The organism is Agrobacterium sp. CGMCC 11546, from assembly GCF_013365515.1.
GTDB lineage: Bacteria > Pseudomonadota > Alphaproteobacteria > Rhizobiales > Rhizobiaceae > Agrobacterium > Agrobacterium fabrum.
In genome coordinates this window covers 360013-385053 of the sequence record NZ_CP047388.1, presented here as the reverse complement: position 1 = coordinate 385053, position 25041 = coordinate 360013, and the positions used below count along the sequence as shown (strand labels likewise).

20 protein-coding genes are annotated in these 25041 nt (G+C 60.8%); 14 read left to right on the top strand and 6 right to left on the bottom strand.

All coding sequences use genetic code 11. The features are described from left to right. Nucleotides 1–103: 103 nt before the first annotated feature. The 3 genes from GSF67_RS16580 to GSF67_RS16570 all read right to left on the bottom strand — a co-directional run bounded on the left by GSF67_RS16580 (nucleotide 104) and on the right by GSF67_RS16570 (nucleotide 3745). Nucleotides 104–1876, bottom strand: a complete 1773-nt coding sequence (locus GSF67_RS16580) for an SLC13 family permease (RefSeq protein ID WP_006309864.1) — start codon at nucleotides 1874–1876, stop codon at nucleotides 104–106. Between the two features lie 238 nt (nucleotides 1877–2114). Beyond that, nucleotides 2115–2876, bottom strand: a complete 762-nt coding sequence (locus GSF67_RS16575) for a TerC family protein (protein WP_006309863.1) — start codon at nucleotides 2874–2876, stop codon at nucleotides 2115–2117. A 182-nt stretch (nucleotides 2877–3058) separates the two neighbouring features. Next, nucleotides 3059–3745: a TetR/AcrR family transcriptional regulator gene (locus GSF67_RS16570; RefSeq protein ID WP_006309861.1), complete on the bottom strand. Its 687-nt coding sequence runs from the start codon at nucleotides 3743–3745 to the stop codon at nucleotides 3059–3061. Nucleotides 3746–3906: 161 nt separating this feature from the next. Here GSF67_RS16570 and GSF67_RS16565 point away from each other — a divergent pair, with 161 nt between their 5' ends. The 12 genes from GSF67_RS16565 (at nucleotide 3907) to GSF67_RS16510 (ending at nucleotide 20553) form a co-directional block, all read left to right on the top strand. After that, nucleotides 3907–5124: an HlyD family secretion protein gene (locus GSF67_RS16565; protein ID WP_006309860.1), complete on the top strand. Its 1218-nt coding sequence runs from the start codon at nucleotides 3907–3909 to the stop codon at nucleotides 5122–5124. 21 nt (nucleotides 5125–5145) lie between these two features. Then, on the top strand, nucleotides 5146–6729 hold the full coding sequence (locus GSF67_RS16560; RefSeq protein ID WP_006309859.1) for a DHA2 family efflux MFS transporter permease subunit: 1584 nt from the start codon (nucleotides 5146–5148) through the stop codon (nucleotides 6727–6729). Between the two features lie 283 nt (nucleotides 6730–7012). Beyond that, nucleotides 7013–8035, top strand: coding sequence for a LacI family DNA-binding transcriptional regulator (locus tag GSF67_RS16555; protein WP_006309858.1), 1023 nt, complete (start codon nucleotides 7013–7015; stop codon nucleotides 8033–8035). Nucleotides 8036–8082: 47 nt separating this feature from the next. Beyond that, nucleotides 8083–9537: a xylulokinase gene (xylB, locus tag GSF67_RS16550; RefSeq protein ID WP_035214500.1), complete on the top strand. Its 1455-nt coding sequence runs from the start codon at nucleotides 8083–8085 to the stop codon at nucleotides 9535–9537. 239 nt (nucleotides 9538–9776) lie between these two features. Continuing rightward, entirely contained in the window at nucleotides 9777–11087 is a 1311-nt protein-coding gene (gene xylA, locus GSF67_RS16545) for a xylose isomerase (RefSeq protein ID WP_006309856.1), read from the top strand. Between the two features lie 370 nt (nucleotides 11088–11457). After that, nucleotides 11458–12396, top strand: coding sequence for an IS110 family transposase (locus tag GSF67_RS16540; protein ID WP_006314745.1), 939 nt, complete (start codon nucleotides 11458–11460; stop codon nucleotides 12394–12396). A gap of 648 nt (nucleotides 12397–13044) precedes the next feature. Next, nucleotides 13045–14436, top strand: coding sequence for a GH1 family beta-glucosidase (locus GSF67_RS16535; protein WP_006316672.1), 1392 nt, complete (start codon nucleotides 13045–13047; stop codon nucleotides 14434–14436). A gap of 167 nt (nucleotides 14437–14603) precedes the next feature. After that, nucleotides 14604–15233 carry an NAD(P)H-dependent oxidoreductase gene (locus GSF67_RS16530; protein WP_006316671.1) on the top strand — a complete coding sequence of 210 codons (630 nt, stop codon included), beginning with the start codon at nucleotides 14604–14606 and terminating at the stop codon, nucleotides 15231–15233. 293 nt (nucleotides 15234–15526) lie between these two features. After that, complete coding sequence (locus GSF67_RS16525; protein ID WP_174011914.1) at nucleotides 15527–16642, top strand: methionine ABC transporter ATP-binding protein; 1116 nt, start codon at nucleotides 15527–15529, stop codon at nucleotides 16640–16642. After that, a complete protein-coding gene (locus GSF67_RS16520; protein WP_006316669.1) occupies nucleotides 16632–17300 on the top strand; it encodes a methionine ABC transporter permease in 669 nt (222 codons plus the stop codon). The genes GSF67_RS16525 and GSF67_RS16520 overlap by 11 nt, the downstream gene beginning before the upstream one ends. 33 nt (nucleotides 17301–17333) lie before the next feature. Beyond that, nucleotides 17334–18113: a MetQ/NlpA family ABC transporter substrate-binding protein gene (locus GSF67_RS16515; RefSeq protein WP_006316668.1), complete on the top strand. Its 780-nt coding sequence runs from the start codon at nucleotides 17334–17336 to the stop codon at nucleotides 18111–18113. A gap of 196 nt (nucleotides 18114–18309) precedes the next feature. Beyond that, nucleotides 18310–20553, top strand: a complete 2244-nt coding sequence (locus GSF67_RS16510; RefSeq protein WP_006316667.1) for a bifunctional diguanylate cyclase/phosphodiesterase — start codon at nucleotides 18310–18312, stop codon at nucleotides 20551–20553. A 137-nt stretch (nucleotides 20554–20690) separates the two neighbouring features. On the opposite strand, the gene GSF67_RS16505 is transcribed toward GSF67_RS16510, so the two are convergent. From GSF67_RS16505 to GSF67_RS16495, 3 genes are all read right to left on the bottom strand, one after another. Further along, nucleotides 20691–21635: a rhodanese-related sulfurtransferase gene (locus GSF67_RS16505; RefSeq protein WP_006316664.1), complete on the bottom strand. Its 945-nt coding sequence runs from the start codon at nucleotides 21633–21635 to the stop codon at nucleotides 20691–20693. 174 nt (nucleotides 21636–21809) lie between these two features. After that, nucleotides 21810–22718: a CHAD domain-containing protein gene (locus GSF67_RS16500; RefSeq protein WP_006316662.1), complete on the bottom strand. Its 909-nt coding sequence runs from the start codon at nucleotides 22716–22718 to the stop codon at nucleotides 21810–21812. Continuing rightward, the gene (locus GSF67_RS16495) at nucleotides 22702–23190 is read right to left on the bottom strand and encodes a CYTH domain-containing protein (protein ID WP_006316661.1); all 489 of its coding nucleotides are present in this window, start codon (nucleotides 23188–23190) and stop codon (nucleotides 22702–22704) included. The genes GSF67_RS16500 and GSF67_RS16495 overlap by 17 nt, the downstream gene beginning before the upstream one ends. 171 nt (nucleotides 23191–23361) lie before the next feature. Here GSF67_RS16495 and GSF67_RS16490 point away from each other — a divergent pair, with 171 nt between their 5' ends. Then, on the top strand, nucleotides 23362–24000 hold the full coding sequence (locus GSF67_RS16490) for a 2-dehydro-3-deoxy-phosphogluconate aldolase (RefSeq protein WP_006316659.1): 639 nt from the start codon (nucleotides 23362–23364) through the stop codon (nucleotides 23998–24000). A gap of 121 nt (nucleotides 24001–24121) precedes the next feature. After that, on the top strand, nucleotides 24122–24817 hold the full coding sequence (locus tag GSF67_RS16485; RefSeq protein ID WP_006316657.1) for a tellurite resistance TerB family protein: 696 nt from the start codon (nucleotides 24122–24124) through the stop codon (nucleotides 24815–24817). Nucleotides 24818–25041: the final 224 nt, after the last annotated feature.

The window sequence follows — 25041 nt, the reverse complement described above, 5'->3', positions numbered from 1 at the left end:
GCCTTTTTCATATTCCCGTTCGGCTTCGGCTTAGGCCATATTCTGCCGCAGGCGTCAAGGAAATATGGAGTCCCGAGGGGATGGCCGGTCTCGCCGCCCGGCCTCAGTTCACCGGCCAGACGTAAAGCAGCATGGGAATGCTGGCGATGACGATCATGATCGACAGCGGCAGTCCAAGGCGCGGATAATCGCTGAAACGATACCCGCCCGGGCCCATGACAAGCGTGTTGCACTGGTGACCGATGGGGGTGAGGAAGTCGCAGCCGGCACCGATTGCCACGGCCATCAGGAAGGCTTCCGGGCGAAAGCCGAGCGTGGTGGCAAAACCGGCGGCGATGGGGGCCATGACCAGCACGGTGGCGGCATTGTTGAGGAAGGGCGTCACAGCCATGGCGGTGAGCAGGATCATGCCGAGCGCCGCGAAAGGCGGCAGCCCCTGCGCCGCACTGCCAAGCCAGCCCGCGATCAGTTCACTCGCCCCGCTCGTGCGAAGCGAATCGCTGACGGGAATAAGGGCGGCGAGCATGACGAGGATCGGCCCGTCGATCGATTTATAGACCTCGGCAAGCGGGATCGCGCCGACGACGATCATCAGAAAGGCGGCGGCGAAAAAGGCAACCGAAACCGGCACCAGTCCGCTGCCGGCGGCCAGCATGGCGGCGGCCAGCACGATGACGGGCAAAAGCGCGCGACGTTGCACGCCAAGCAGGATTTCCCGCTGCGCCAGCGGCAGCAGCGAAAATTCCTGCAGCACCTGCGGCAGGTTCTTGCGGCTTCCCTGCAAAAGAATGACGTCGCCCGCCTGCAAGGTGAGGTCGGAGAGCCGCTGGCTGACACGCTGGCCGCGGCGGCTGACGGCGATCAGGTTGACGCCGCGCGTATAAGATAAGGAAAGCTCACGCGCGGAAATGCCTGATAGCACCGATTCATTGCTGATCACCGCTTCCATGGAAATGAGATCGGCGGTTTTCTGACCATTCTCCATCAACGGCTTGCCGGATAAAAGCAGCTTCGCCTGCGAGACGACGCGGTCCAGTCCCTCCGGGCTACCTTCGAGCAAAACGGTGTCGCCCGCCTTCAGCTTGACGTCGGGGAAGGGGGAGATGCGTCGCGGCCCGCGCAGGATGGTGCTGGCGATCACATCGCCATCCGCCTGTTTCAAAAGCTCCCGCAGCGGCCTGTCGCCAAAGGTGCTGTCAGCCGGCAGCGTCGCCTCTGCCGTATAGGCTGCCTGGTCGAGTGCATCCTCCACGGATGCCTGCTGGCGGTTGCGCACCGGCAGCAGGCGGTAACCGAAGGTCAGGAAGATGATGCCGATCACCGTCAGGCCCGCGCCGACGGGTGTGAAGTCGAACATCGAGAAGCTCTGGCCGGTCATCTCCTCGCGCAACCGCGAGACGACGATGTTGGGAGAGGTGCCGATCTGCGTCATCAACCCGCCCAAGAGCGCGGCAAAAGCCATCGGCATCAGATAATAGGAAACGGGGCTGCCCGATTTGCGGGCGAACTGGAAGGCGACCGGCATCATGATGGCGAGAGCGCCGATATTCTTGATGAAGGCCGACATGATGGCGACGACGATCATCAGAAAGGCAAGCTGCAGGCCCTTGGAATGCATTTCGGGGAAATATTTCTTGATCGTCATATCGACGACACCCGAACGCGCCACGGCCGAACTGACGATCAGCGCGCTGGCGACGATGATGACGATATCGTCGGAAAAGCCTGAGAAAGCCTTGTTAAATGGCACCACACCAAGTGCCACCGCCACCAGCAATGCGCTGCAGGCGATGACATCGTAACGGAACCTGTCCCAGATGAACGCGACCATCATGCCAGCGATCACGACGAAAGCGAGGATCTGTTCTGTCGTCATGCTTGCTTATGCTTTCGAATGAGAGGCACCGGGGGAGGACTCTATCGGGGATGATATCGAAGAACGCAAGGCGGGGTGAAGCGGTTCCGCGGAGGAAGATCGTCCTTCCTACCCCTCAGTCACACCGGCCATGAGCCGGTATCCAGTCGACGCGCGTCTGCGCGGCGAGAAGTGTCTTTCCAGCCCAAAGACTTGGGCTGGCTGGATGTCGGATCGGGTCCGGCATGACGGAATGCCGTCAATGCGGTTTGCCGGCGGCCTGCGCTTTCTTGCGCTGTCTGGCGTTGCGGGCGAGCATGTTGAGCAGTTCCACGAGCGCCGAAAACGCCATGGCGGCATAGACGTAGCCCTTGGGCACATGAAAGCCCATGCCTTCGGCGATGAGCGTCGTGCCGATCATCATCAGGAAGGCGAGTGCCAGCATGACGATGGTGGGGTTGCGCTCGATGAAGTTGGCGAGTGGCGTTGCGGCCAGCAGCATCACGGCAACGGCAAAGACCACAGCGACGATCATGATCGGCAGATGCGGTGTCATGCCAACGGCGGTGATGATGCTGTCCACCGAGAAGACGAGGTCGAGCAGCAGGATCTGGCCGATGGCGGCGCCGAAATTCATCGCGACCGGGCCGCCCACCATGTCTTCCTTGTGGTCTTCAGGATCGACGTTGTGGTGGATTTCCTTGGTGGCCTTCCACATCAGGAAAAGGCCGCCGGCGATGAGGATCATGTCCTTCCACGAGAAGGCGTGGCCGAAGATTTCGAAGACCGGCGTGGTGAGCTGCACGATCCAGGCCACGGTGCCGAGCAGGCCGAGACGCATGATGAGCGCAAGTCCGATGCCGATCTTGCGGGCTTTTTCGCGCTGTTCAGGCGGAAGCTTGTTGGTGAGGATCGAGATGAAGATCAGGTTGTCGATGCCAAGCACGACCTCCATGACGATCAGGGTGACCAGCGCCACCCAGGCAGCGGGGTCGGACAGAAGAGGGAGAACGGACTCCATCAGGGAATTTTTCCTTTCAGCAACAAGGCCACCCGAAACATTCGGTTCGTGGAATTTATAGCGCAATACGCGAGAAACAAGGAGACCGCGCCTGTGATAGGCAAGATTTCATCGAAATTTCGCGCAAACCGCGTATCAGGCCCCGTGCCGTTGCCGGTCCGGTCGCCCGTTGCTGAATGATTTCAGGCCTTGTCGGTTCCGTAGGCCGCCATGAACACCTTGATGGCGCTGGCGATCACCCGGTCCAGCTCCTCTTCCGGAACCGGGCCGTCGATCTCGCCGAACAGGCGCAGCTTGAAGAACGTGCCGGTGGAAAGCTCGATATATTGCCGCGCGGCCAGTTCCACGTCGTCTACCTTCAGATGGCCGAGCGCTATATGGTGCTCGATGAAATCCTGAAGCACGGTGCGGACATTATTGGGTGCGGCGATGAAAAAGCGCTGGGCGAGCTTGGGCATGCGGTCGATGACGCCGATCACCGAGCGCATGGCGGGGATCATGTCCGAGCAGATCATCTTGTTGGCAAAAGCCTTGCCGAACTGTTCCAGGCCTTTGCGCACCTCTTCGGTGCCGGCCAGAATATTGCGCATGGAGGTGGCAAATTCCTGCCGGTGATGGTCGACCAACGCCGCGAACAAATCCTCCTTGTTGGAGAAATAGACATAGATCGTACCCTTGGAAACGCCGGCTTCACGGGTGATGTCGTTCATGCTGGCGGCGTCGAAGCCCTTGAGCTTGAACACGCGCCACGCGCCCGCCAGAATCTGGTCGCGTTTGGCGGGGTCTTCGCCCGCCGCAAAACGCCCGGCGGTGTTGCCCGGACAGACCGTTTCCGTTTCCGTCTCCATATCCCTGTCTTCACCTGCCATCGCTAATGCCCCTTAGCATTGGAATGACGTAAAAAAAATTAACCGAACGTCGAACCAATCAGTTCGATAACACTTGATATGTGTCAGGAAAGAGATTATGTCAATCGAACCGAACGGTTCAGTTCGAAAAAACTTTCTTCAATTTATCACGGTACAATCTCATGTCGGCCCAGAAGAATAGCGCGGTTCGCGCCGTCAACGATGCGGAAGAGGCGGACATCACCGCCAAGGCCGAGACCTCCCCGGCAAAGCCGGCTGACGCACCGCCGCAGGCGGCTCCGGCTCCCGCCGTTGCTGCGCCGAAGGCGAAGAAGCGTTCGCCGCTTCTGCCGATCTTCGCGCTTGCGCTTCTGGCCGGTGCCGGCTGGTACGGTTACAACTGGTGGATCGACGGCCGCTTCATGGTGTCGACCGATGACGCCTATATACAAGGTGATATTGCCGTCATCGCGCCGAAGGTTGCCGGTTACGTCGCCAAGGTGAACGTCGTCGAGAACCAGGAAGTCAAGGCGGGCGATCCGCTGGTGACGCTTGACGATGGCGACTACCGCATCGCATTCGAACAGGCCGACGCACAGATCCGCACCGAGCAACTGTCGCTGAAGCGCATCGATGCGCAGATCATCGGCGGCGAGGCAGCGCAGGAGCAGGCCGTTGCCCAGAAGGGCGCTCTTGATGCCGCCCTTCGCGGCGCCGAAATCACCCAGAAGCGCGCCACCGAATTGCAGGCTAAGGACGTCGGCACGGTCGCCGCATCCGATAACGCGCAGGTCGCACTCGATCAGGCCAGGGCCAATGTCGTGGCGGGCGAGGCGGCGATCTCGTCTGCGAAAGCCAATGTCGAGCTTCTGCGCGCCCAGCGCGAGGAAGCCGAAAGCACTATCCGTTCGCTGCAGCTTTCCAAGGACAAGGCCGCCCGCGACCTGGCCTTCACGGTTCTGAAGGCACCTTATGACGGCGTCATCGGCAATCTTGCGGTGCAGACCGGCGATCTGGTCTCTGTCGGCAAGCGCCTCGCTTCGCTGGTGCCGATGAACGAGCTTTATATCGACGCCAATTTCAAGGAAACGCAGCTTGCCCGCGTTGTGCCCGGTTCGAAGGTCCGCGTCCACGTAGATGCCTTCGACGACGAGGCCATCGAAGGCACGGTCCAGTCGATCTCGCCCGGCTCGGGCTCGGTCTTCTCCATGCTGCCGCCGGAAAATGCGACGGGCAACTTCACCAAGGTCATCCAGCGTGTGCCAGTACGCATCGTCTTCTCCAAGGAAGACCTTGCCAAACACAATCTGCGCGCCGGCCTCAGTGTCGTTGTTGATGTCGACACCCGCACGGCACCTGAAAACACCAGAACGGCGCAAGTTAACCCGCAGGCCAAGTAAGGCTTCGTTGAGGGCAAGATCATGGCGGCTACGGTTGTCGGCACAGGCGGGGCGTCCATCCCCGTCGATCCACCTATGGACAGACGCAGGCTCATCGCGTTCTTCGCGATGGTCTTCGGCATGTTCATGTCCATTCTCGACATTCAGATCGTCTCCGCCTCGCTTGCGGAAATCCAGGCTGGCCTCGGCGCGGGCTCGGACGAGATCGCCTGGGTGCAGACCTCCTATCTGATCGCCGAAGTCATCATGATCCCGCTGTCGGGCACGCTGGCGCGCATTCTGTCCACGCGCGTGCTGTTTGCCACCTGCGCGGCGGGTTTCACGCTGTCGAGCGCCCTCTGCGCCACTGCCACCAATATCGACCAGATGATCGTCTACCGGGCGATCCAGGGCTTTATCGGCGGCGGCATGATCCCGTCAGTCTTTGCGGCCGCCTTCACCATTTTCCCCCCGTCCAAGCGCTCCATCGTCTCGCCCATCATCGGTCTCGTCGCTACGCTTGCGCCCACCATCGGCCCGACGGTCGGCGGTTATCTTTCCAATGCGTTTTCCTGGCACTGGCTGTTCCTCGTCAACATCATTCCCGGCATCATCGTCACCATCCTGACCTGGAGCCTGATCGATTTCGACAAGCCGGAACGTTCGCTCTGGAAGAAGTTCGACTGGTGGGGGCTGATCTCCATGGGGGTCTTCCTCGGCTCGCTGGAATATGTGCTGGAAGAAGGCAACAACAAGGACTGGTTCAACGATGAACGTATTGTCATCGGATCCATCGCCATGGTCATCGGCGCGGTGGTGTTCTTCTGGCGTGCCTTCAAGGTGGACTTCCCCGTGGTGGACATCCGCGCCTTCGCGGACCGAAACTTCTCCATCGGCTCGCTGTTTTCCTTCGTCATGGGCATCGGGCTTTACGGGCTGACCTATCTCTACCCGCTCTATCTCGGCCGGGTGCGTGGCTATGATGCGCTGATGATCGGCGAGACCATGTTCGTTTCCGGTCTTGCCATGTTCTTCACCGCGCCGATCGCCGGCAAGGTCTCCACCAAGCTCGATCCGCGCATCATGATGGCCATCGGCTTCATCAGCTTCGGCTGCGGGACCTGGATCATGACCTATGTGACGACCGACTGGGATTTCTACGAGCTGCTGATCCCGCAGATCCTGCGCGGTTTCGGGCTGATGATGTGCATGGTGCCGATCAACAACATCGCGCTCGGCACGCTGCCGCCGGCCCGTATCCGCAATGCATCCGGTCTGTTCAACCTCACCCGTAACCTCGGCGGCGCGGTTGGTCTTGCGGTCATCAACACCCTGCTGTCGCAGCGCACCGACGATCATTACGTGCGGCTGGCGGAACATGTCAGCTATTCCAATCCGCAGGCGCTGGAATGGCTGAACAATGTCGGCGCGAACTACGATTCCTACGGGCTCGACGGGGCTTCCGTCGCGATCAAGAAGCTGGTCGGCATGGTGTCGCAACAGGCTTGGATGCTCGCCTTCGCGGACGTGTTCTTTGCGCTGACGCTGCTGTTCGGCAGCCTGATCTTTATGACCGTGCTGATCCAGAAACCCAAGGCAGCGCCGCCACCAGACGCGGCGCACTGAACGAAATCCCCTCCCATCCACCGCAGAGCTGGGGCCGTCGGAAATGACGGCCCCTTTTTTGCCTGCCTGTTGGCGCAGTGGAAACTCTTGGTTTATCGCTGGCGTTCCCTCTCATCCGACCCTTCGGGTCCCCTTCTCCCCGGCGCGGAGGAAAAATAAGCGGCATCGTTGCGCGAGGAGCCGCTGACCTCCACATCGGCTTTTGTTGAAATATGAGGTACGTACATCATTTTTTGGTTTACCTCGACCGCAAAGCTGGATATTCAAAGGCGAGGGAGGAGCCATGAAGCCGACAGTTCACGATATCGCCGAGCGTGCGGGCGTCAGCCTCGCCACCATCGACCGGGTGCTGAACATGCGCCCCGGCGTGCATGCCGCCACCCGTGCAAGGGTGGAAGCGGCCATTGCCGAGCTTGGTTATGTGCGCGATATCGCCGCCGCCAATCTGGCCAAGGGCCGCAACTACTCGATGATCTTCATTCTGCCGGGCAATGACAATTCCTTCATGGCGACTTTGCGCGCCGAAGTGCGGGCTGCAGCCGGCCGCTCGCATCTGGAGCGCACGGCCATCCGCGTGATCGAAGTGCCGCCCTTTAATGCCGCAGCGCTCACAGAAGCTCTCGAGGTGGCGCGGCGGGAAAAACCATCCGGCGTCGCCTTCGTGGCCACCGATTCCGAAGATGTGGCCGAAGCCGCCGACCGGCTGGCGGAAGATGGCATCGCCACGGTCACACTGGTGTCGGACCTTTCCGGCTCGCGGCGCGATCATTATGCCGGCGTGGACAACGTTGCGGCCGGGCGCACGGCGGCGAGCCTGATGGGACGTTTCCTCTCCGGGCACGGAGGCGATGTCGCCGTTGTTGCCGGCTCCATGCTGGTGCGTGACCATCGCGAGCGTCTGGAAGGGTTTCGCGCCGTCCTCGAAACCGAATTTCCGCAGGTGCGGCTGCTGCCGGTGCTGGAGGGCAGGGACGATCCGCTCACCGTCGAGGCGCTGGTGCGCGAGGCGCTCGGCAATGATGCCCTCGCCGGTATCTACAGTCTCGGCGCGGGTAATCGCGGCCTCATCCGGGCGCTTGGGGCCGCAGATGGCGAAAGAGCGCTTTCGGTCATCGCCCATGAGCTGACGGAAAACACCGCCAATGCGCTGAGAGAAGGGCTGCTCGATGCCGTGCTCAACCAGGATGCCGGCCACGAGGTGCGCAGCGCCATCCGCGTGTTGAAGGCGCGCGCCGATGGCCTGCCCGTCATCGCCGCGCAGGAACGTATCCGTATTGACATCTTCCTCAGGGACAATCTGCCCTGAGCAAACAGGCTGGAAGTGGCGCGTGGAGCGCCGGAATGGAGAAATACATGTATCTCGGTCTCGATCTTGGCACGTCAGGCGTCAAAGCCCTGCTGATGGACGGCGATCAGAAAATCATCGGTTCGGCCAACGGCTCGCTGGATGTTTCGCGCCCGCATCACGGCTGGTCCGAGCAGAACCCGGCGGACTGGATTGCCGCGACGAAAACTGCGGTTGCGGGCCTGAAGCAGAAGTTTGCGAAAGAGCTTGCTGCCGTGAAAGGCATCGGCCTCTCCGGCCAGATGCACGGCGCGACGCTTGTCGATGCCGAAGGCAAGGTGCTGCGCCCCTGCATCCTGTGGAACGACACGCGCTCCCATGCCGAGGCCGCCGCGCTCGATGCCGATCCGCGTTTCCGCAAGATCACAGGCAATATCGTCTTCCCCGGCTTCACCGCGCCGAAGCTTGCCTGGGTGGCGAAGAACGAACCCGACATCTTCGCGAAAGTGGCCAAGGTATTGCTGCCGAAGGATTATCTGCGGCTATGGCTGACGGGCGAATACATCTCGGAAATGTCGGATTCCGCCGGCACCTCCTGGCTCGATACCGGCGCGCGCAAATGGTCCCCCGAGCTGCTCGCCGCCACCGGGCTCGATGAAAAACACATGCCGTCGCTGGTGGAAGGCACGGATGAGGCGGGCGTTCTTCGTGCCGAACTCGCCGGCGAATGGGGCATTTCCGGACGCGCCGTCGTCGCCGGTGGTGCCGGCGACAATGCGGCGTCGGCCTGCGGCATGGGCACGGTGAAGAAAGGCCATGCCTTCGTGTCGCTCGGCACATCGGGCGTGCTCTTCGCAGCCAATGCCTCCTATCTGCCGAAGCCGGAAAGCGCCGTGCATGCCTTCTGCCATGCGCTGCCGAACACCTGGCACCAGATGGGCGTCATCCTCTCCGCCACGGATGCGCTGAACTGGTATTCGCGCCTCACCGGGCAATCCGCTGCCGATCTGACCGGCGAACTCGGCGAGACGCTTCTCGCACCGACCGGCGTCACTTTCGCGCCTTATCTTTCCGGCGAACGCACGCCGCATAATGATGCTGCCATCCGTGGGTCCTTCATCGGCCTGTCGCATGAAAGTGACCGCAAGGCGCTGACCCAGGCCGTGCTGGAAGGCGTGACTTTCGCGATCCGGGATAATCTCGAAGCGCTGAAATCTGCCGGCACGTCCATCTCCCGCGTCACCGCTATCGGCGGCGGCTCGCGTTCGGCCTATTGGCTGGCCTCGATCGCCACCTCGCTTGGCGTTCCCGTCGATATTCCGGCTGAGGGCGATTTCGGTGCGGCCTTTGGTGCCGCCCGCCTCGGCCTGATTGCCGCGACCGGGGCCGATCCGGTGGCCGTCTGCTCGCAGCCGGAGACGGCGCGGACGATTGAGCCGGTGGCGGCGCTTGGCGATGCTTATGAAGAGGCTTACCGCCGGTATCATGCGCTTTATCCGGCTATTCGGGCGCTTTCGCAGTGAGACGCGGAGTGTGGGGTTTACCCCCCTCTGTCCTGCCGGACATCTCCCCCTCAAGGGGGGAGATCGACAAGCGGCTACTTCCCGCCCTCATGCGAGGCTGAGTATGGAGCGATAGATAGCGTCCTGCTGATCTCCCCCCTTGAGGGGGAGATGCCCGGCAGGGCAGAGGGGGGTGAACCACACCCTCCAACCTTGAAATTTCCAAACACGATTTAAAACCACCAAGGAGGAACCACCCAATGAGCACAGGTTTTTTCGGCGATATCGCCAAGATCAAATATGAAGGCCCCGACAGCACCAATCCGCTGGCCTTCCGCCACTATAACCCCGACGAGATCGTCGGCGGCAAGCGCATGGAAGATCACCTGCGTTTCGCGGTAGCCTACTGGCACACCTTCACCTGGCCGGGCGGTGACCCCTTCGGCGGCCAGACTTTCCAGCGCCCGTGGTTTGAAGACACCATGCAGGCTGCCAAGCTGAAGGCAGACGTGGCCTTCGAATTCTTCTCGCTGCTCGGTTCGCCGTTTTATTGCTTCCACGATGCGGATGTGCGCCCGGAAGGCAAAAACTTTGCTGAGAACACGAAGAACCTTAACGAGATCGTCGATTACTTCGCGCAGAAGCAGGCCGATACCGGCGTGAAGCTGCTGTGGGGCACGGCGAACCTGTTCTCCAACCGCCGCTTCATGTCGGGCGCCGCGACCAATCCGGACCCGGATGTTTTCGCATTCTCCGCCGCAACCGTGAAGACCTGCATGGACGCCACCAAGACGCTCGGCGGCGCGAATTATGTTCTGTGGGGCGGCCGCGAAGGTTACGAGACCCTGCTCAACACCGATCTGTCGCGTGAACTCGACCAGCTCGGCCGCTTCCTCAATCTGGTGGTGGAATATAAATACAAGATCGGTTTCGAAGGCACGATCCTGATCGAGCCGAAGCCGCAGGAGCCCACCAAGCACCAGTATGATCACGACGTCGCGACCGTTTACGCCTTCCTGCAGAAAAACGGTCTGGAAAAGGAAGTGAAGGTCAATATCGAGCAGGGCCACGCCATCCTCGCCGGCCACTCCTTCGAGCATGAACTGGCCATGGCCAATGCCTTCGGCATTTTCGGCTCCATCGACATGAACCGCAACGATTACCAGTCCGGCTGGGATACCGACCAGTTCCCCAACAATGTGCCGGAAATGGCGCTTGCCTATTATCATGTTCTCGCCGGCGGCGGTTTCAAGAATGGCGGCACCAATTTCGATTCCAAGCTGCGTCGCCAGTCGCTCGATCCGCAGGACCTGCTGATCGGCCATATCGGCGGCATGGATTGCTGCGCCCGTGGCCTGAAGGCGGCGGCGAAGATGATCGAGGACGGTGCGCTGTCGAAGCCGCTTTCCGAGCGTTACGCCAAGTGGGATTCCCCGGAAGCGCAGAAGATGCTGCGCGGCGAGCTGAAGCTCGAAGAGATCGCAGCGCTGGTCGAACGCCAGGATATCAATCCCGAGCCGAAGTCCGGTCGTCAGGAATATCTCGAAAACGTGGTCAATCGTTACGTTTGACGGGCTGGTTCGTTCAAAGACAGTGGATGGGGGAATCTCCCCCATTCACAGGCTGGTTCAAGTTGCGAAACCGTTCTTCCGTCATGCTCGGGCCTGTCCCGAGCATCTGCAACCTCTCAATTGATTGAAAGGTGGTTGGATCATCGGGACAAGCCCGAGGATTGTTTGTTGCTTTCCGGGTATTGTCGGTGCGGGACTGCGGGCCCTTCACAGCCCGCAGTCCCGGCGGCGGGCGACCGTCCAAGGATCGGGATCACGCCCGACGTCATCAAGGTTCCCTGCCGCCTTTGCTTCACCGCTTGGAGAGTTGATTGGGCCGCTGATCGCCACGCCCGCAAACAATCCGAAGCCTGCAAAGGATAGCAGACCTATGGACTTTTTGCACACGCCACCCCTTCGATGCCTCGGTGTCGATGTCGCCAAGGACAGTCTCGTCGCCAGCGAGGGTAGCCGCATCCTGACCGTCGACAACAACCGCTGCGGCGTCCGCGCGCTGCTCAAGACGATGCGGCCGGATTTCGTCATCTGCGAACCGACCGGCGGATACGAGCTCATGCTGCTGGAGGAATGCCTCAAAGTGGGCATTGCCTGCCATCGCGCCGATGTGATGAAGCTCAAAGCCTATATCCGTTCGCTGGGAACGCTTGGCAAAAGCGACGCCATCGACGCCAGACAGATGGCTGCCTATGGCTGCGAGCGTTGGGCGAGGTTGCCGCTATGGCATGCGCCGGATGCCGATGAGGTGGAATTGCAGGTGTTGGTGCGGCGCAGGACCGATCTGGTGGCGCTCAGGGTAGCCGAGCAGAACCGCTCTAAAGCCCCTGGCGCAAAGGCTATCGCAGCCTCGTTCAAGGCCATGCTCGGTGCCATCCAGCGCCAGATCGACGCCCTCGATGGCCAAATCGCAGCGCTCGTCGAAAGAAGCGACAGGCTTGCCAGGCGCATCCGTATCTGCACCACGGTCAGCGGCGTCGGAACCCTAAGCGCTGCAAACCTGATCGCCCAGCTGCCGGAACTCGGCTCCCTGCATCGCCGCCAGGCCGCAGCCCTTGCCGGAACCGCTCCCCATCCCAGCGAAAGCGGAAACGCCAAAGGTCGACGGCGACAGCGCGGCGGAAGACCCCAGGCCAAAACCGCATTGTTCATGCCCGCAATGTGTGCAGCACAGGGAAAGGGACAGTTCGCCCCCTTCTACGAACGCCTCATCCGAAACGGAAAACCGCCCATCGTCGCTATCGCCGCAACCATGCGAAAGATCGTCGTGACCATAAACGCAAGGCTCAGGGACGACTTGTTACAACAGAGTTGATGACGTTGAGTATGCAGGATGCCGCCCATTCGGTCTCCTGCCCTGATGCTGCAGATACCATTCCATAGCGAGATGAAGAAGGTCGCACGCCGGATAAGGCGGCTCGCTCCCTGTCAGGCTTTCACAGGTGAGGACAATTCCGCGCCACCTCTCCTTGTTTTTCAGTCACTTCCCGAAAAATACGTCCCCACTCATCCCCATCAGCCCGTTTGGCCGCATCATTCTTCCCGCAACCGGAACGGAAGGGCGATACGCGCGGCGCCCTTTGCGAACCGGAGGCCGGCATCGACAAGCATGGTTCTGGCAGACCGTGTTTCTGAAAGGCATCCCGCCGGGCCAGAGGCGGGAAGGGCTGATCGGATAGATGCCGTGAAAAGACCGAAGGGCCGTTATGACGGCCCGGATGACGAGGCCCGGCGAATGCAAAAACTTCTACCACTTCCCCATTCCACCCGCATTCGCCGGGCCGATGCCTTGCGCCGCCGGTTAAACCGCTGCGGCGGCATTTGTGCATGCAAAGCGCTTTGGACTTGTTAACCGCGCATCCTGAAACGTTGTAGATTCTGCCAGCCCGGCTGTACCTCGCACGCGACATGGTCTAAACCGCTGCTGATCTTTTCACGCTCGATGGATAGAAAGGCCTGTCGGATGACCGATCCCCAAACGCTTGCAGCCCGTTTCCCCGGTGATTTCCTGTTCGGCGTCGCGACCGCCTCCTTCCAGATCGAAGGCTCCACCAAGGTGGATGGCCGCAAGCCCTCCATCTGGGATGCCTTCTGCAACATGCCGGGCCATGTCTTCGGGCGCCACAATGGCGACGTTGCCTGTGACCATTACAATCGCTGGGAAGACGACCTCGATCTCATCAAGGAGATGGGTGTCGGGGCCTATCGTTTCTCCATCGCCTGGCCGCGCATCATTCCCGATGGTTTCGGACCGATCAACGAAAAAGGCCTGGATTTTTACGACCGTCTCGTTGATGGCTGCAAGGCGCGCGGCATCAAGACCTATGCGACGCTTTACCATTGGGATCTGCCGCTGACCCTGATGGGCGACGGCGGCTGGGCCTCGCGCTCCACCGCCCATGCTTTCCAGCGTTACGCCAAGACCGTCATGGCCCGTCTGGGCGACCGGCTGGATGCGGTGGCGACCTTCAACGAACCCTGGTGCGCGGTCTGGCTCAGCCACCTCTACGGCATTCACGCGCCGGGCGAACGCAACATGGAGGCGGCCTTAGCCGCCATGCACCACATCAATCTCGCCCATGGTTTCGGCGTCGAGGCATCCCGCCATGTCGCGCCGAAGGTGCCGGTGGGGCTGGTGCTGAACGCCCATTCCGTCATTCCGGCTTCTAACGGCGAGGCTGATCTCAAGGCCGCCGAACGTGCCTTCCAGTTCCACAATGGTGCGTTTTTCGATCCGGTCTTCAAGGGCGAATATCCAGCCGAGATGATGCAAGCGCTGGGTGATCGCATGCCAGTCGTGGAGGCGGAAGACCTCGCCATCATCAGTCAGAAGCTCGACTGGTGGGGCCTGAATTATTACACGCCGATGCGCGTTGCCGACGATGCGACGCCGGGTGCGGAATTCCCCGCCACGACGCCGGCTCCGGCGGTCAGCGAGGTGAAGACCGATATCGGCTGGGAGGTTTATGCGCCGGCGCTTAAGTCGCTGGTCGAGACACTCTACAAACGTTACGACCTGCCGGAGTGCTACATTACCGAAAACGGCGCCTGCTATAATGTCGGCGTCGAAAACGGCGAGGTGAATGACCAGCCGCGCCTCGATTATTACGCCGAACATCTCGGCATCGTCGCCGATCTCATCCGCGACGGTTACCCGATGCGCGGGTATTTCGCCTGGAGCCTGATGGATAATTTCGAATGGGCAGAGGGCTACCGCATGCGCTTCGGCCTCGTACATGTGGATTATGACACACAGGTGCGCACGCTGAAGAACAGCGGCAAGTGGTATAGTGCTTTGGCTTCGGGATTTCCGAAGGGCAATCACGTTCCTGAAAATACGAAGCAGGAAAAATAATAAGTAAACAAAATCATCAGTCATGCTGAGTTTTTCGTTGGTTACCCGGCGGTGCCTGCTTGCACCCGTCATCCCGTCCCCTATGTCAGGCAGGCTACGAAGGCGTAGCGTCCGTTTCTGCCTCCAAAAGGGGCCGGGCGGGCTGGTCCTCCCAAGGGAAAACGAACATGCTTATTGAAAAACTCAACTGGCGTTATGCCACCAAGAAAATGGATCCTTCCAAGCCGGTCGCGGAAGACAAGGTCGAGCGCATTGTCGAGGCGGCTCGGCTGGCGCCCACCTCCAGCGGCCTGCAGCCTTTCGAGGTGATCGTCGTCACCGACCCGGAAGTGCGCGCCAAGATCCGCGAGATCGCCTGGAACCAGGCGCAGGTCACCGAAGGTTCGCATCTGCTGGTGTTTGCGGCGTGGGATAACTACACCGAAGAGCGGATCAACCACATGTTCGATCTGGTCAATGAGGAACGCGGCATCAAGAACGAGGGCTGGGAAGCCTATCGCCAGATGCTGCTCACCACCTATCCGCAGCGTGACCAGCAGGTGAATTTCGAACATGCTGCGCGTCAGGCCTATATCGGCTTCGGTATGGCCGTGGCGCAGGCCGCTTTTGAGGGTGTGGATTCCACCCCGATGGAAGGTTTCGATCCCGCCAAGCTCGACGAAATCCTCGGCCTGCGTGAGAAGGGCCTGCGCTCCGTCACTATTCTGCCGCTTGGTTATCGCCAGCCGGATGGCGACTGGCTGGTGAACCTGAAAAAGGTCCGCCGCCCGCTCGAGGAATTCACCAGCCGCGTGTGATTTTCATATCGTCGCGAAATCTTGACCGCCGCAAGGCCGCCGAGGCGGCTTTGCGGTAGATTTTTTCTCTCTTCTCAGATAATTGAAAAAACATCCCTGTTAAAAGGTGGCGTGTGCGGGCAAGTATGCGCCATCGAATTGCCGATCCCCGGCATTTCTGAGTGAAAGCCTGACGAAATGACCCGGAAAATCAGCTGTCATCGAATGTGCCCGAAGGCTGCATGAAGATAGCGGTTCAGCACCGCAACAGGATTTTTTGAGACCCAATCCGTCACGCATTCCCAGAGTTCACAATGAATTTTCCATCCAGTGCGGCCTCGCCCGCGCGTTCAGAACAGGCGGTCCCGCAAGGGGCGGCAAAGGAGCCGATGGTCACGTTTGAAGGCGTGACCAAGACCTTTGGCGGCGCCGACGGCAAGCCGGGCTTCGCAGCCCTTGCCGGTATCGACTACACCGTGCCGAAAGGCTCCATCACCGGCATCATCGGCCGTTCGGGTGCGGGCAAATCCACGCTCATCCGCCTCGCCAACGGCCTTGAAAAGCCCTCGACCGGCCGCGTGGTCGTTGATGGCGTCGATGTTGCGGCGCTTGATGAAAAGAGCCTGCGCACGCTGCGCCGTTCCGTCGGCATGATCTTCCAGCACTTCAACCTTTTGTCCTCACGCACCGCTTTTGACAACGTGGCCCTGCCGCTCGAAATCGCCGGCTTGGGCAAGAAGGAAATCGAGGCCCGCGTCGCGCCGCTGCTTGATCTCGTCGGGCTTTCCGACAAGGCGAAGCGGTATCCGGCGGAACTCTCTGGTGGCCAGAAGCAGCGTGTTGGCATTGCCCGCGCACTCGCCACCCAGCCGAAGTTGCTCCTCTCCGACGAGGCGACCTCGGCGCTCGATCCGGAAACGACGCAGTCCATTCTCGAACTGCTGAAGCGCATTAATGCCGAACTCGGTCTCACCGTGCTGCTCATCACCCATGAGATGGAAGTGGTGAAGACCATCGCCTCGCAGGTGGCCGTTATCGACAGGGGCCTGATCGTCGAGGAAGGCACGACCTTCGACATCTTCACCGCGCCGAAACATGAGACGACGCGCAGCCTGCTGTCATCCTCGGTCGGTGTGAAGCTGCCGCACTGGGTCACTTCGGGGCTGAAGCAGGAAGCTACGGACGGCGACCGCGTTCTGGTGCGCCTGGTCTTCTTCGGCGAGACGGCTTTCCAGCCACTTACCGCCCGGCTTGTTGCTGAAATCGGCCCAGACGTGAACATTCTTGCCGGTACCATCGAGGAAATCTCCGGTCAGCCATTCGGTTCGCTCGTCGTTTCCTATCCGGCCTCGGCTGAGGTCACCGCCCGCGCCAACCGCTTTTATGCGGAAACCGGTCTTCACACGGAGGTGCTCGGTTATGTCGCCTGATATGATCTTCAACCTTCTCTTCAAGGGACTCTGGCAGACGCTGCACATGGTGGCGGTGGCCGGCATTGTCGGTTCACTGATCGGCGTGCCCATGGGTGTGTTCCTTGCCACCAGCGGCAAGGGCGAACTGTTTCCAGCACCGATGACCAACCGCATCCTCGGCCTCATCGTTAATGCGGCGCGCTCCACGCCCTTCATCATTCTTGTAGTGGCGATCATTCCCTTCACCCGTCTCGTCGCCGGCACGTCGATCGGCACCAATGCGGCCATCGTGCCGCTGACGGTTGCGACCGTGCCCTTCATCGCAAGGCTGGTGGAGGCGGCGATCCGCGAAGTGGATAAGGGCCTGATCGAGGCCGCCCGCGCCATGGGCGCGACACCGTTGCAGATCGTCACCAAGGTGCTGCTCGCCGAAGCCAAGCCCGGCATCACGCTGGCGCTGACGCTGACGCTGGTCAGCCTCATCGGTTATTCGGCCATGGTCGGCGCTGTCGGCGGCGGCGGGCTGGGTGACCTCGGCATCCGCTACGGTTACCAGCGCTTCATGCCTGATGTGATGCTGGCGGTGGTTGTGGTGCTCATCGTGCTGGTGCAACTGGTGCAGAGCGCCGGCGACCGGCTGGCGCGCAGCTTCGACAAGCGGACCCGGAAGAATTAACTGCGTTTATAATAACAACCCAAGGAGACACCCATGAAGAAACTCATCCTCGCGGCTTCGCTCGCCGCTCTCTTCACCGCCGGTCAGGCGCTGGCAGAGACGATCAAGATCGGCGTTACCCCTGCCGAACACGCGCAGATCATGGAACAGGTGAAAAAGATCGCGGCCGCCAAGGGTCTGGATATCGATATCATCGAATTCTCCGACTATGTCGTGCCGAACCAGGCGCTGAATGATGGCGAGTTGCAGGCCAACTCCTTCCAGCACCAGCCTTACCTCGACAACCAGATCGCCGACCGCAAGTTCGATCTCGTCAGCGTCGGCACCACCATCACCACCCCGATGGGCGTTTATTCCAAGAAGGTGAAGAACCTTGACGAGCTGAAGGACGGCGCAACCATCGGCATTCCGAACGACCCGACCAATGGCGGTCGTGCGCTTCTGGTTCTCGCCTCCAAGGGTGTGCTGAAGGTCAAGGAAGAGGCCGGTCTGAAGGTAACGCCTGCCGACATCACCGAAAACCCGAAGAACATTCAGATCGTCGAACTTGACGCTGCTCAGCTGCCGCGTTCGCTTGACGACACCGACGCTTCGGTCATCAACACCAATTACGCGACGGCTGCCGGCCTGAACCCGAAAAAGGACGCCATCGCCATCGAAAGCGAAAAGTCCCCTTATGCCAACGTCATCGCCGTCCGTGCGCAGGACAAGGACAAGCCCTGGGTGAAGACGCTGGTAGAATCCTACCACAGCCCGGAAGTGAAGGCCTTCATTCTGGAAAAGTACAACGGCACGGTCATCCCGTCCTGGTAAGAAGCTGCCGCATGGTGGAAATGAGGACCTCTCCCGTTCGCGGGGGAGGTTTTTTGTTTGGAGACCAGCGATAACCGGTTTTCCCTGAAAAACCCCCGCCATTTCAGGGAAGGATTTTTCAGTCTCTCGCCCGGACTGTCGTTTTGTACCCGTTGTTTTTTGGGTCGGCGTTGCGGGGCGGTTTAACGCCTTTTGAATGTTTCCCTCGCAAGATGATGCTTTCAAAGGGGATTTTATGCGGATTGCGCCGCGCAACATTGGGGACTATTTGCCGGTCGGGCGCAGAACCGCCGTCGGCGTCGTATTGTCCACCTTCGCGCTGGTGCTTCTCATCGTCACCGCGCTCGTCCTTTCAGCCCTCAGCCAGGTCCGCGAAAAGGCCAATCTGCTCGACAATGCCCGCTCGCGCGAGACGACGGCGGGCGCTCTCGTCACCTTTCGTGATCAGCTTGGCGCGACGCTGAACGATTACGCCGCCTGGGACGATGCCGCCGAGTATGTCTACGCCCCTGATCGTTTCGACTGGGTGGCAAGCAACTATGGCGAGATGACGGTCAACAGCGATCTTTTCGACACCGCCGTGGTATTGGATGAAGACGGCAAGACCCGAATGGCGTACCAGGACGGCAAACCGGTGAAATGGACTTATGACACCTATTTTGCCGCTGGCCTGAAGGAGATGATCGAGCGGGTGCAGGCCATGCGCCCAAGCATTACCTCGCAGGTGACGGGTTTCGTCAAAACCGAAGATGGCGTCGCCGCTGCCGGTGTCGCGCTTGTGCGGCTCAAATCCGGCGCGCTGGCCACGGATAATGCTGAGCGTCGTTATCTGATCTTCGCCCGTCACCTCAAACAGGCGACGGTGGACAAGCTCGCCCGCAATTACGTCGTCGAGGGGCTGGAACTTCAATATGGCGACGGACCTGCCGCCAACCATGTGGATATCGTCAATCCGCTGGGGCAGGTGCTGGCCCGGCTCGTCTGGCGTTCGCATCTGCCGGGGGATGTCAGCTTTCATGAGGCGCGGCCGGTGGTCTTCACCGCGCTCGGCATTGCCGGCACGTTTTTCCTGGTGCTGCTCATCATCGGCTCGGCCACGCTCGACCGGCTGAAGGCGGACGAGGCTGCAGCACGGGAAGAGGCGCTGCGTGACCGGTTGAGCGGGCTCGACAATCGCGCCGGGCTGTTTGCCCACCTCACCCGCATGGTTGGCAAGGCCCGCCACGACAAGACCGATATCAAGCTGCTCTATCTCGATCTCGACGGCTTCAAGGAAATCAATGATTCCTATGGCCATGCCGCCGGCGACCGGCTGATCAAGGGCGTGGCGGCGGCGCTGCGGGTGCTGGTGCCGGAAGGCGCGGTGCTGGCGCGGCTCGGCGGTGATGAATTCGCCATCGCCATTCAGGGCAACGATGTCTGGTCGGAAGGCCGCAAGCTGTGTTTGTCGCTTCTCGAACTCTTCACCGAGCCTTTCAGCATCGGCGAACGGGTGGCGAGCATCGGTTGCAGCATCGGCACGTCGGTTTCCCGCGCGGGCGATATCAATGGCGAGGAACTGTTGCGCCGTGCCGATATGGCCATGTACCAGGCCAAGGAGAACGGACGCGGGCGTTACGTCTCCTATGAGCTGAAGATGGATGCGCTGCGCGAAGAAAAATTGCAGCTGGAAGCGGATCTGCGCTCCGCGATCCTGAATGACGAGATACAGGTGGTTTACCAGCCGGTTGTCAGCGCCGCCACGCGCTGCATCACCGGCGTGGAGGCACTGGCCCGTTGGCAGCGGCCGGGCTACGGTTTCGTGCCGCCGGATATTTTCATTGCCGCCGCCGAAACCAGTGGGCTGATTGACCGGCTCGGCCTTCTGGTGCTGCGCAAGGCCTGCGAGACGGCACGGCAATGGCCGTCCATCAAGCTGTCAGTGAATATTTCCCCCGTGCAGTTCCGCAATCCGGCTTTCTCCGGTTATGTCGCGGACATTCTCGATGCGACGCAGACGCCGTCCGAAAGGTTGCGGCTGGAAATGACGGAAGGTTATTTCATCCAGCATCCGGAGCGGGCGAGTGCGGCGATCGACAAGCTGAAACAGCTCGGCCTGCACATAGCGCTTGATGATTTTGGCGCCGGTTTTGCGAGCGTCGGTTATCTGCGCCGCTTCGGTTTCGACCGCATGAAGATCGACCGCTCGCTGATCATGGCGCTCGATAAGGGCGGCCGCTCGCTGGAAATGCTCCAGGCGACCGTGGCGCTGGCGAAATCGCTCGATATTCCGGTGACGGCCGAAGGCGTCGAGACGGAAGAACAGGCGGCCATCCTGCATCTGTGCGGCTGTGATGAACTGCAGGGTTACCTGTTCTCGAAGCCGGTTGCGGCCGAAGATATCACCACCATGCTGGACGGGCAGGATGCACCGCTATTTGCGCTTCGGGCGGGGACGTGAAGGGTGCGCACCGGCTTCTTCCCGTGATTTTAATCACCTGAGAGCGCGGCCATTTCTTCTCCCCGGCGGGGAGAAGAACGTCAGGCGCAACCCTCGATATACATGTAACCGCTACGCACGCCGACAGCTGCCCGGTCTTACCGCCCCAGATGCCGCTCGCCGCGCGTCTTTGCCAGTTCGATCTGCTGCTGCCGGTCGCGAAACCGCTGGCGGTCGTCTTCGCTGCGCTCGTCGTAACAGCTCGGGCAGGATACGCCTTCCTCGAATTTGGTCGACAGGCGCACTTCCGGCGTGATCGGGTTGCGGCAGGCATGGCAGAGCTGGTGATCGCCTTCCGCGAGGCCGTGGACAACGGAGACGCGCTCGTCGAACACGAAACAGGCGCCTTCCCAGAGGCTCTCTTCTTCCGGCACCTCTTCCAGATATTTCAGGATGCCGCCCTTGAGGTGATAGACCTCGTCGAAACCCTGTTCCTTCATGAAGGCGGTGGCCTTTTCGCAGCGGATGCCGCCGGTGCAATACATGGCGATCTTAGGCTTGTTGTGCAGGCCGGGATTGTTCTTCACCCAGTCGGGAAACTCGCGGAAGGTTTTCGTCTGCGGATCGACCGCGCCCTTGAAGACGCCGATGGCGGTCTCGTAATCATTGCGGGTGTCGATGACGATGGTATCCGGGTCGGAAATCAACGCGTTCCAGTCTCGCGCCTCGACGTAGGTTCCGACAATGCGGTTCGGATCGATATCCGGAACGCCCATGGTGACGATCTCTTTCTTGAGCTTCACCTTCAGGCGCACGAAAGGCATGTGCGAGGCACGGCTTTCCTTGTGCTCCAGTGCGGCAAATTCCGGCTGGGCACGCAGGAAGGAAAGCACCGCCTGAACGCCCGCATCCGGCCCGGCAATCGTGCCGTTGATGCCTTCGGCGGCAAGCAGCAGCGTGCCCTTGACGCCGTTTTCCTGGCAGAGCTCGAACAGCTGCTCGCGCAGGCTCTCGAACCGCGGCAGGCGGGCGAAATGATAAAGCGCTGCCACAAGGAAATCACCAGAGACTTCCGGGCGGGGGAGAATGGTCGTGTCGGTCATGGGCGCTGAAATACAGCGACGGCGGCCGCAAAGCAATATTTATCAGCGGATCGCGCTATTTTGAAAATCGTCAAATATCAGATCCAAGGATGAAAAAGAGGGCAGACGGTTCGTGCCTCAAACCCGGAATTGGTCAGACCGCAACACCTCGTCCCAACACCGCCGCCTGCCCGCCTATTTTGCCGCCTGCCGCCACAACAGGCCGACGATGCGGCTCTCCGTGCGGGCGGATTCGGAAAACACCTCGTCGGCCAGTACAAGGCCTTCGGCACGCAGCGCCTGCTGCCGTTCGATGATTGCAGCAAGCAGCAGGGCCAGCCGTTCGCCATTGCCGAAACGGTCCGGTTCCCGGTCGGCGACCGCGGTGAGGACGGAGAGATCATGCTCGTGGCCGAGAATATCGACCAGCCGCTTGGTGTCGGCGCGCTTGGCGCGCATGGCAGACGGCCAGAGGCGGCGCATCAGGCCAAGATGCATCCAGTAGGTCTGGCCCGCCTTGCGCAATTCGTGGAAATGTTCGACATCCGCCTGCTCGCGACAACAGGAGAGCGCCTTGCGCGCTTTGACCCTCTGTTTCGCCCAGCCGGTTCTCACCAGTCTTGCGGTCTTGTTCAGGTCATCGGGCAGGGAAAGGTCCTCCAGCCTTTCGCGTCCCGTTTCGCAGCCGGTGATGGCCGCCGCAATCGCCTCATCGAGACCGGCTTCGTGGTCAAGGGCATCGTCGCGGCGCTCGCGTAGCATCACGGTAACCGACCGCAATGCCTCGCCCTGCGTATCGGAAGCCGCAAAAGCCTCGAGATATTCCGCGGTTTCCACCAGCGCCGTCGCATCACGCGCAAAGGCGAGCGAGCGGGCGATATCGCGGAAGCGGGTATTTTCCTCGCGGGCGAAATCGGGCGCTACCTTGCGGATCAGCCGATAGAGCGCCCGCAACCGCTTGAAGCGCTTACGGGCATCGTGCACCGCCTCATGCGATCCCGATGGTTGGTCGCGCAGGATGGTGACCGCATCCTCGATCAATTCCAGTCCGGCCCGGCGGATTTCATCGCCGAAAGGCTTTTTCGGATCAATTCTGAAGGGCATCCGACAGGTCTCCGTTCGGACAGTCCATGGCAAGCGACTGGTTGGAGAAGCGCTTGTCCCCGGTTACTTCCCTGCCAAGCCAGGACGGCAGATCGGGATTAGCATTTTCATCATTCATCTCGACTTCGGCCACGACCAGCCCACGATATTGTCCTTCGAAAACATCCACCTCCCAGGTGAAACCGCCATGGTCCACCGTGTGGCGCGTCTTCTCGATCACCACGCCCGGTGCGCTCGCCATCAGCTCTTCCGCGTCTTTGAGGGGAATGGAATATTCATATTCATCGCGGACAAGCGCGCTTGCGCCGATCTTGATGGTCAGTGTGGCATCACGCCCGTCGACGATCCTGACCCGGACCGAGCGATTTTCCAGCGAAGCGACATATGCCTGCCGAAAAGCCATGCTATGTGTCACCTCATCGCGCCATTCACCGCCTGCAACAAGAAACTTCCGTTCGATTTCCTTGGCCATGCTGTCTCCGCAAACTGGGGGGTCAGATTATCGCAAGAGAGCTTTATGAAGAAGCGAATTGATTGAAGTATTTGGATAAAAAATGGCCCCGCCATGCCTCGACATCAAAGCCGGGGCAGGCTAATCGGTAAACGGGATTTCAATCGTTTCAATCGCGCAAGGAGGCTCGTCTTGGCCCAGGATTCCGAAAAACTTCTCTCCATCCTCAAACTGCAGCCGGTCGTGCCGGTGCTGATCGTGGATGATGCCGCTTCCGCCGTTCCCCTGGCGCGCGCTTTGGTCGCAGGCGGCCTGAAGGCAATCGAGATCACCATGCGCACGCCGGCGGCACTCGATGCCATCCGTGCGGTTGCTGCGGAAGTGGAAGGCGCCCATGTCGGCGCCGGCACCATCCTCAACGCTAAGGATTTCGAAGCGGCGGCTGAAGCGGGCTCCACCTTCATCGTCAGCCCCGGCATCAATAAAAGCGTGCTGGAAGCCGCGCGCGCTTCCAAGGTGCCGCTGCTTCCCGGTGCTGCCACCGCCAGCGAAGTGATGGCGCTGCGCGACGAGGGCTACAAGGTGCTGAAGTTCTTCCCGGCCGAGCAGGCCGGTGGTGCGCCTTACCTCAAGGCGCTGTCTTCGCCGCTCGCCGGTACGGTATTCTGCCCGACCGGCAGCGTATCGCTGAAGAATGCCAATGATTACCTGTCGCTGCCGAATGTCGTCTGCGTCGGCGGTTCCTGGGTTGCCCCGCGCGAACTGGTAGCGACTGGCGACTGGGCAGGCATCACCAAGCTTGCCGCCGAAGCGGCTGCGCTGCGCGGCTGATTTTGCGCCACTGATATGCGTTCTGCAAACCCGTTCACGAAGGCGTGAGCGGGTTTGACATTTGTATTCGGCCCACGGCTTCCTATCTCCCCTGTAGATTTGACCTCTACAGGAGATTTTGATGTTCGACGCCAAGAAGCTTCTTGAACAATTCCTCGGTTCTCAGGTGCCGGGCCTTTCGGGAAGCGTCCGTGACAGAGCCGGGCAGGCCGCCGATATCGCCAAGAACAATCCCCTGAAGGCCGGTGCCCTTGCCGCCGCCATTTTCGGCACCAAGACCGGCCGCAAGCTCGCGGGCAATGTCGCCACCGTCGGCGGTGTCGCCGCCATCGCCGGCCTCGGTTATCTCGCCTACAAGAATTACAAGTCCGGACAGGCCCCGGAAGCCGCGCCGAAACCCGAACCGGAGCTTCTCGCCCCGCCGGCCGATTCCGCCTTCCATCCGCAATCGCCAGCCCTTTCCAATGATTTTGCGCTGAAACTTATCCAGGCGATGATCGCCGCCGCCAAGGCCGATGGTCATATCGATGAGAAGGAGCGCGCCAATATCATGGACAAGGTGCAGATCTCCGGCCTCGACACGGAAGCCGAGCGGTTCCTGGAAAAGGAACTGGCCGATCCGCTCGATATCGATGCGCTGGTGGCTGCTGCCCGCACCGAAGAGCAGAAGGTGGAGCTTTATACGGCTTCGCGGCTTGCAATCGAGGCGGATACGCGGGCGGAGCGGGGGTATCTAGACCTTCTTGCCGGGCGCCTGGGGCTGCCGGATGCGCTGGTGGATCATATCGAGGCGACCGTGGTGGCGGCGAAGGTGTAAGTCGGAGTTTGGGGTTCACCCCCCTCTGCCCTGCCGGGCATCTCCCCCTCAAGGGGGGAGATCGACCCGAGGCGGCCTCTCGGCCATCCTCAACGTTGCGAGTGAGCGAGCGTTACCTGCTGGCTAATCTCCCCCCTTGAGGGGGAGATGCCCGGCAGGGCAGAGGGGGGTGAGCGCCACCCACCAAGAACGCCGTATCCCCTGTTGTCATCCCGCCCCGCTTG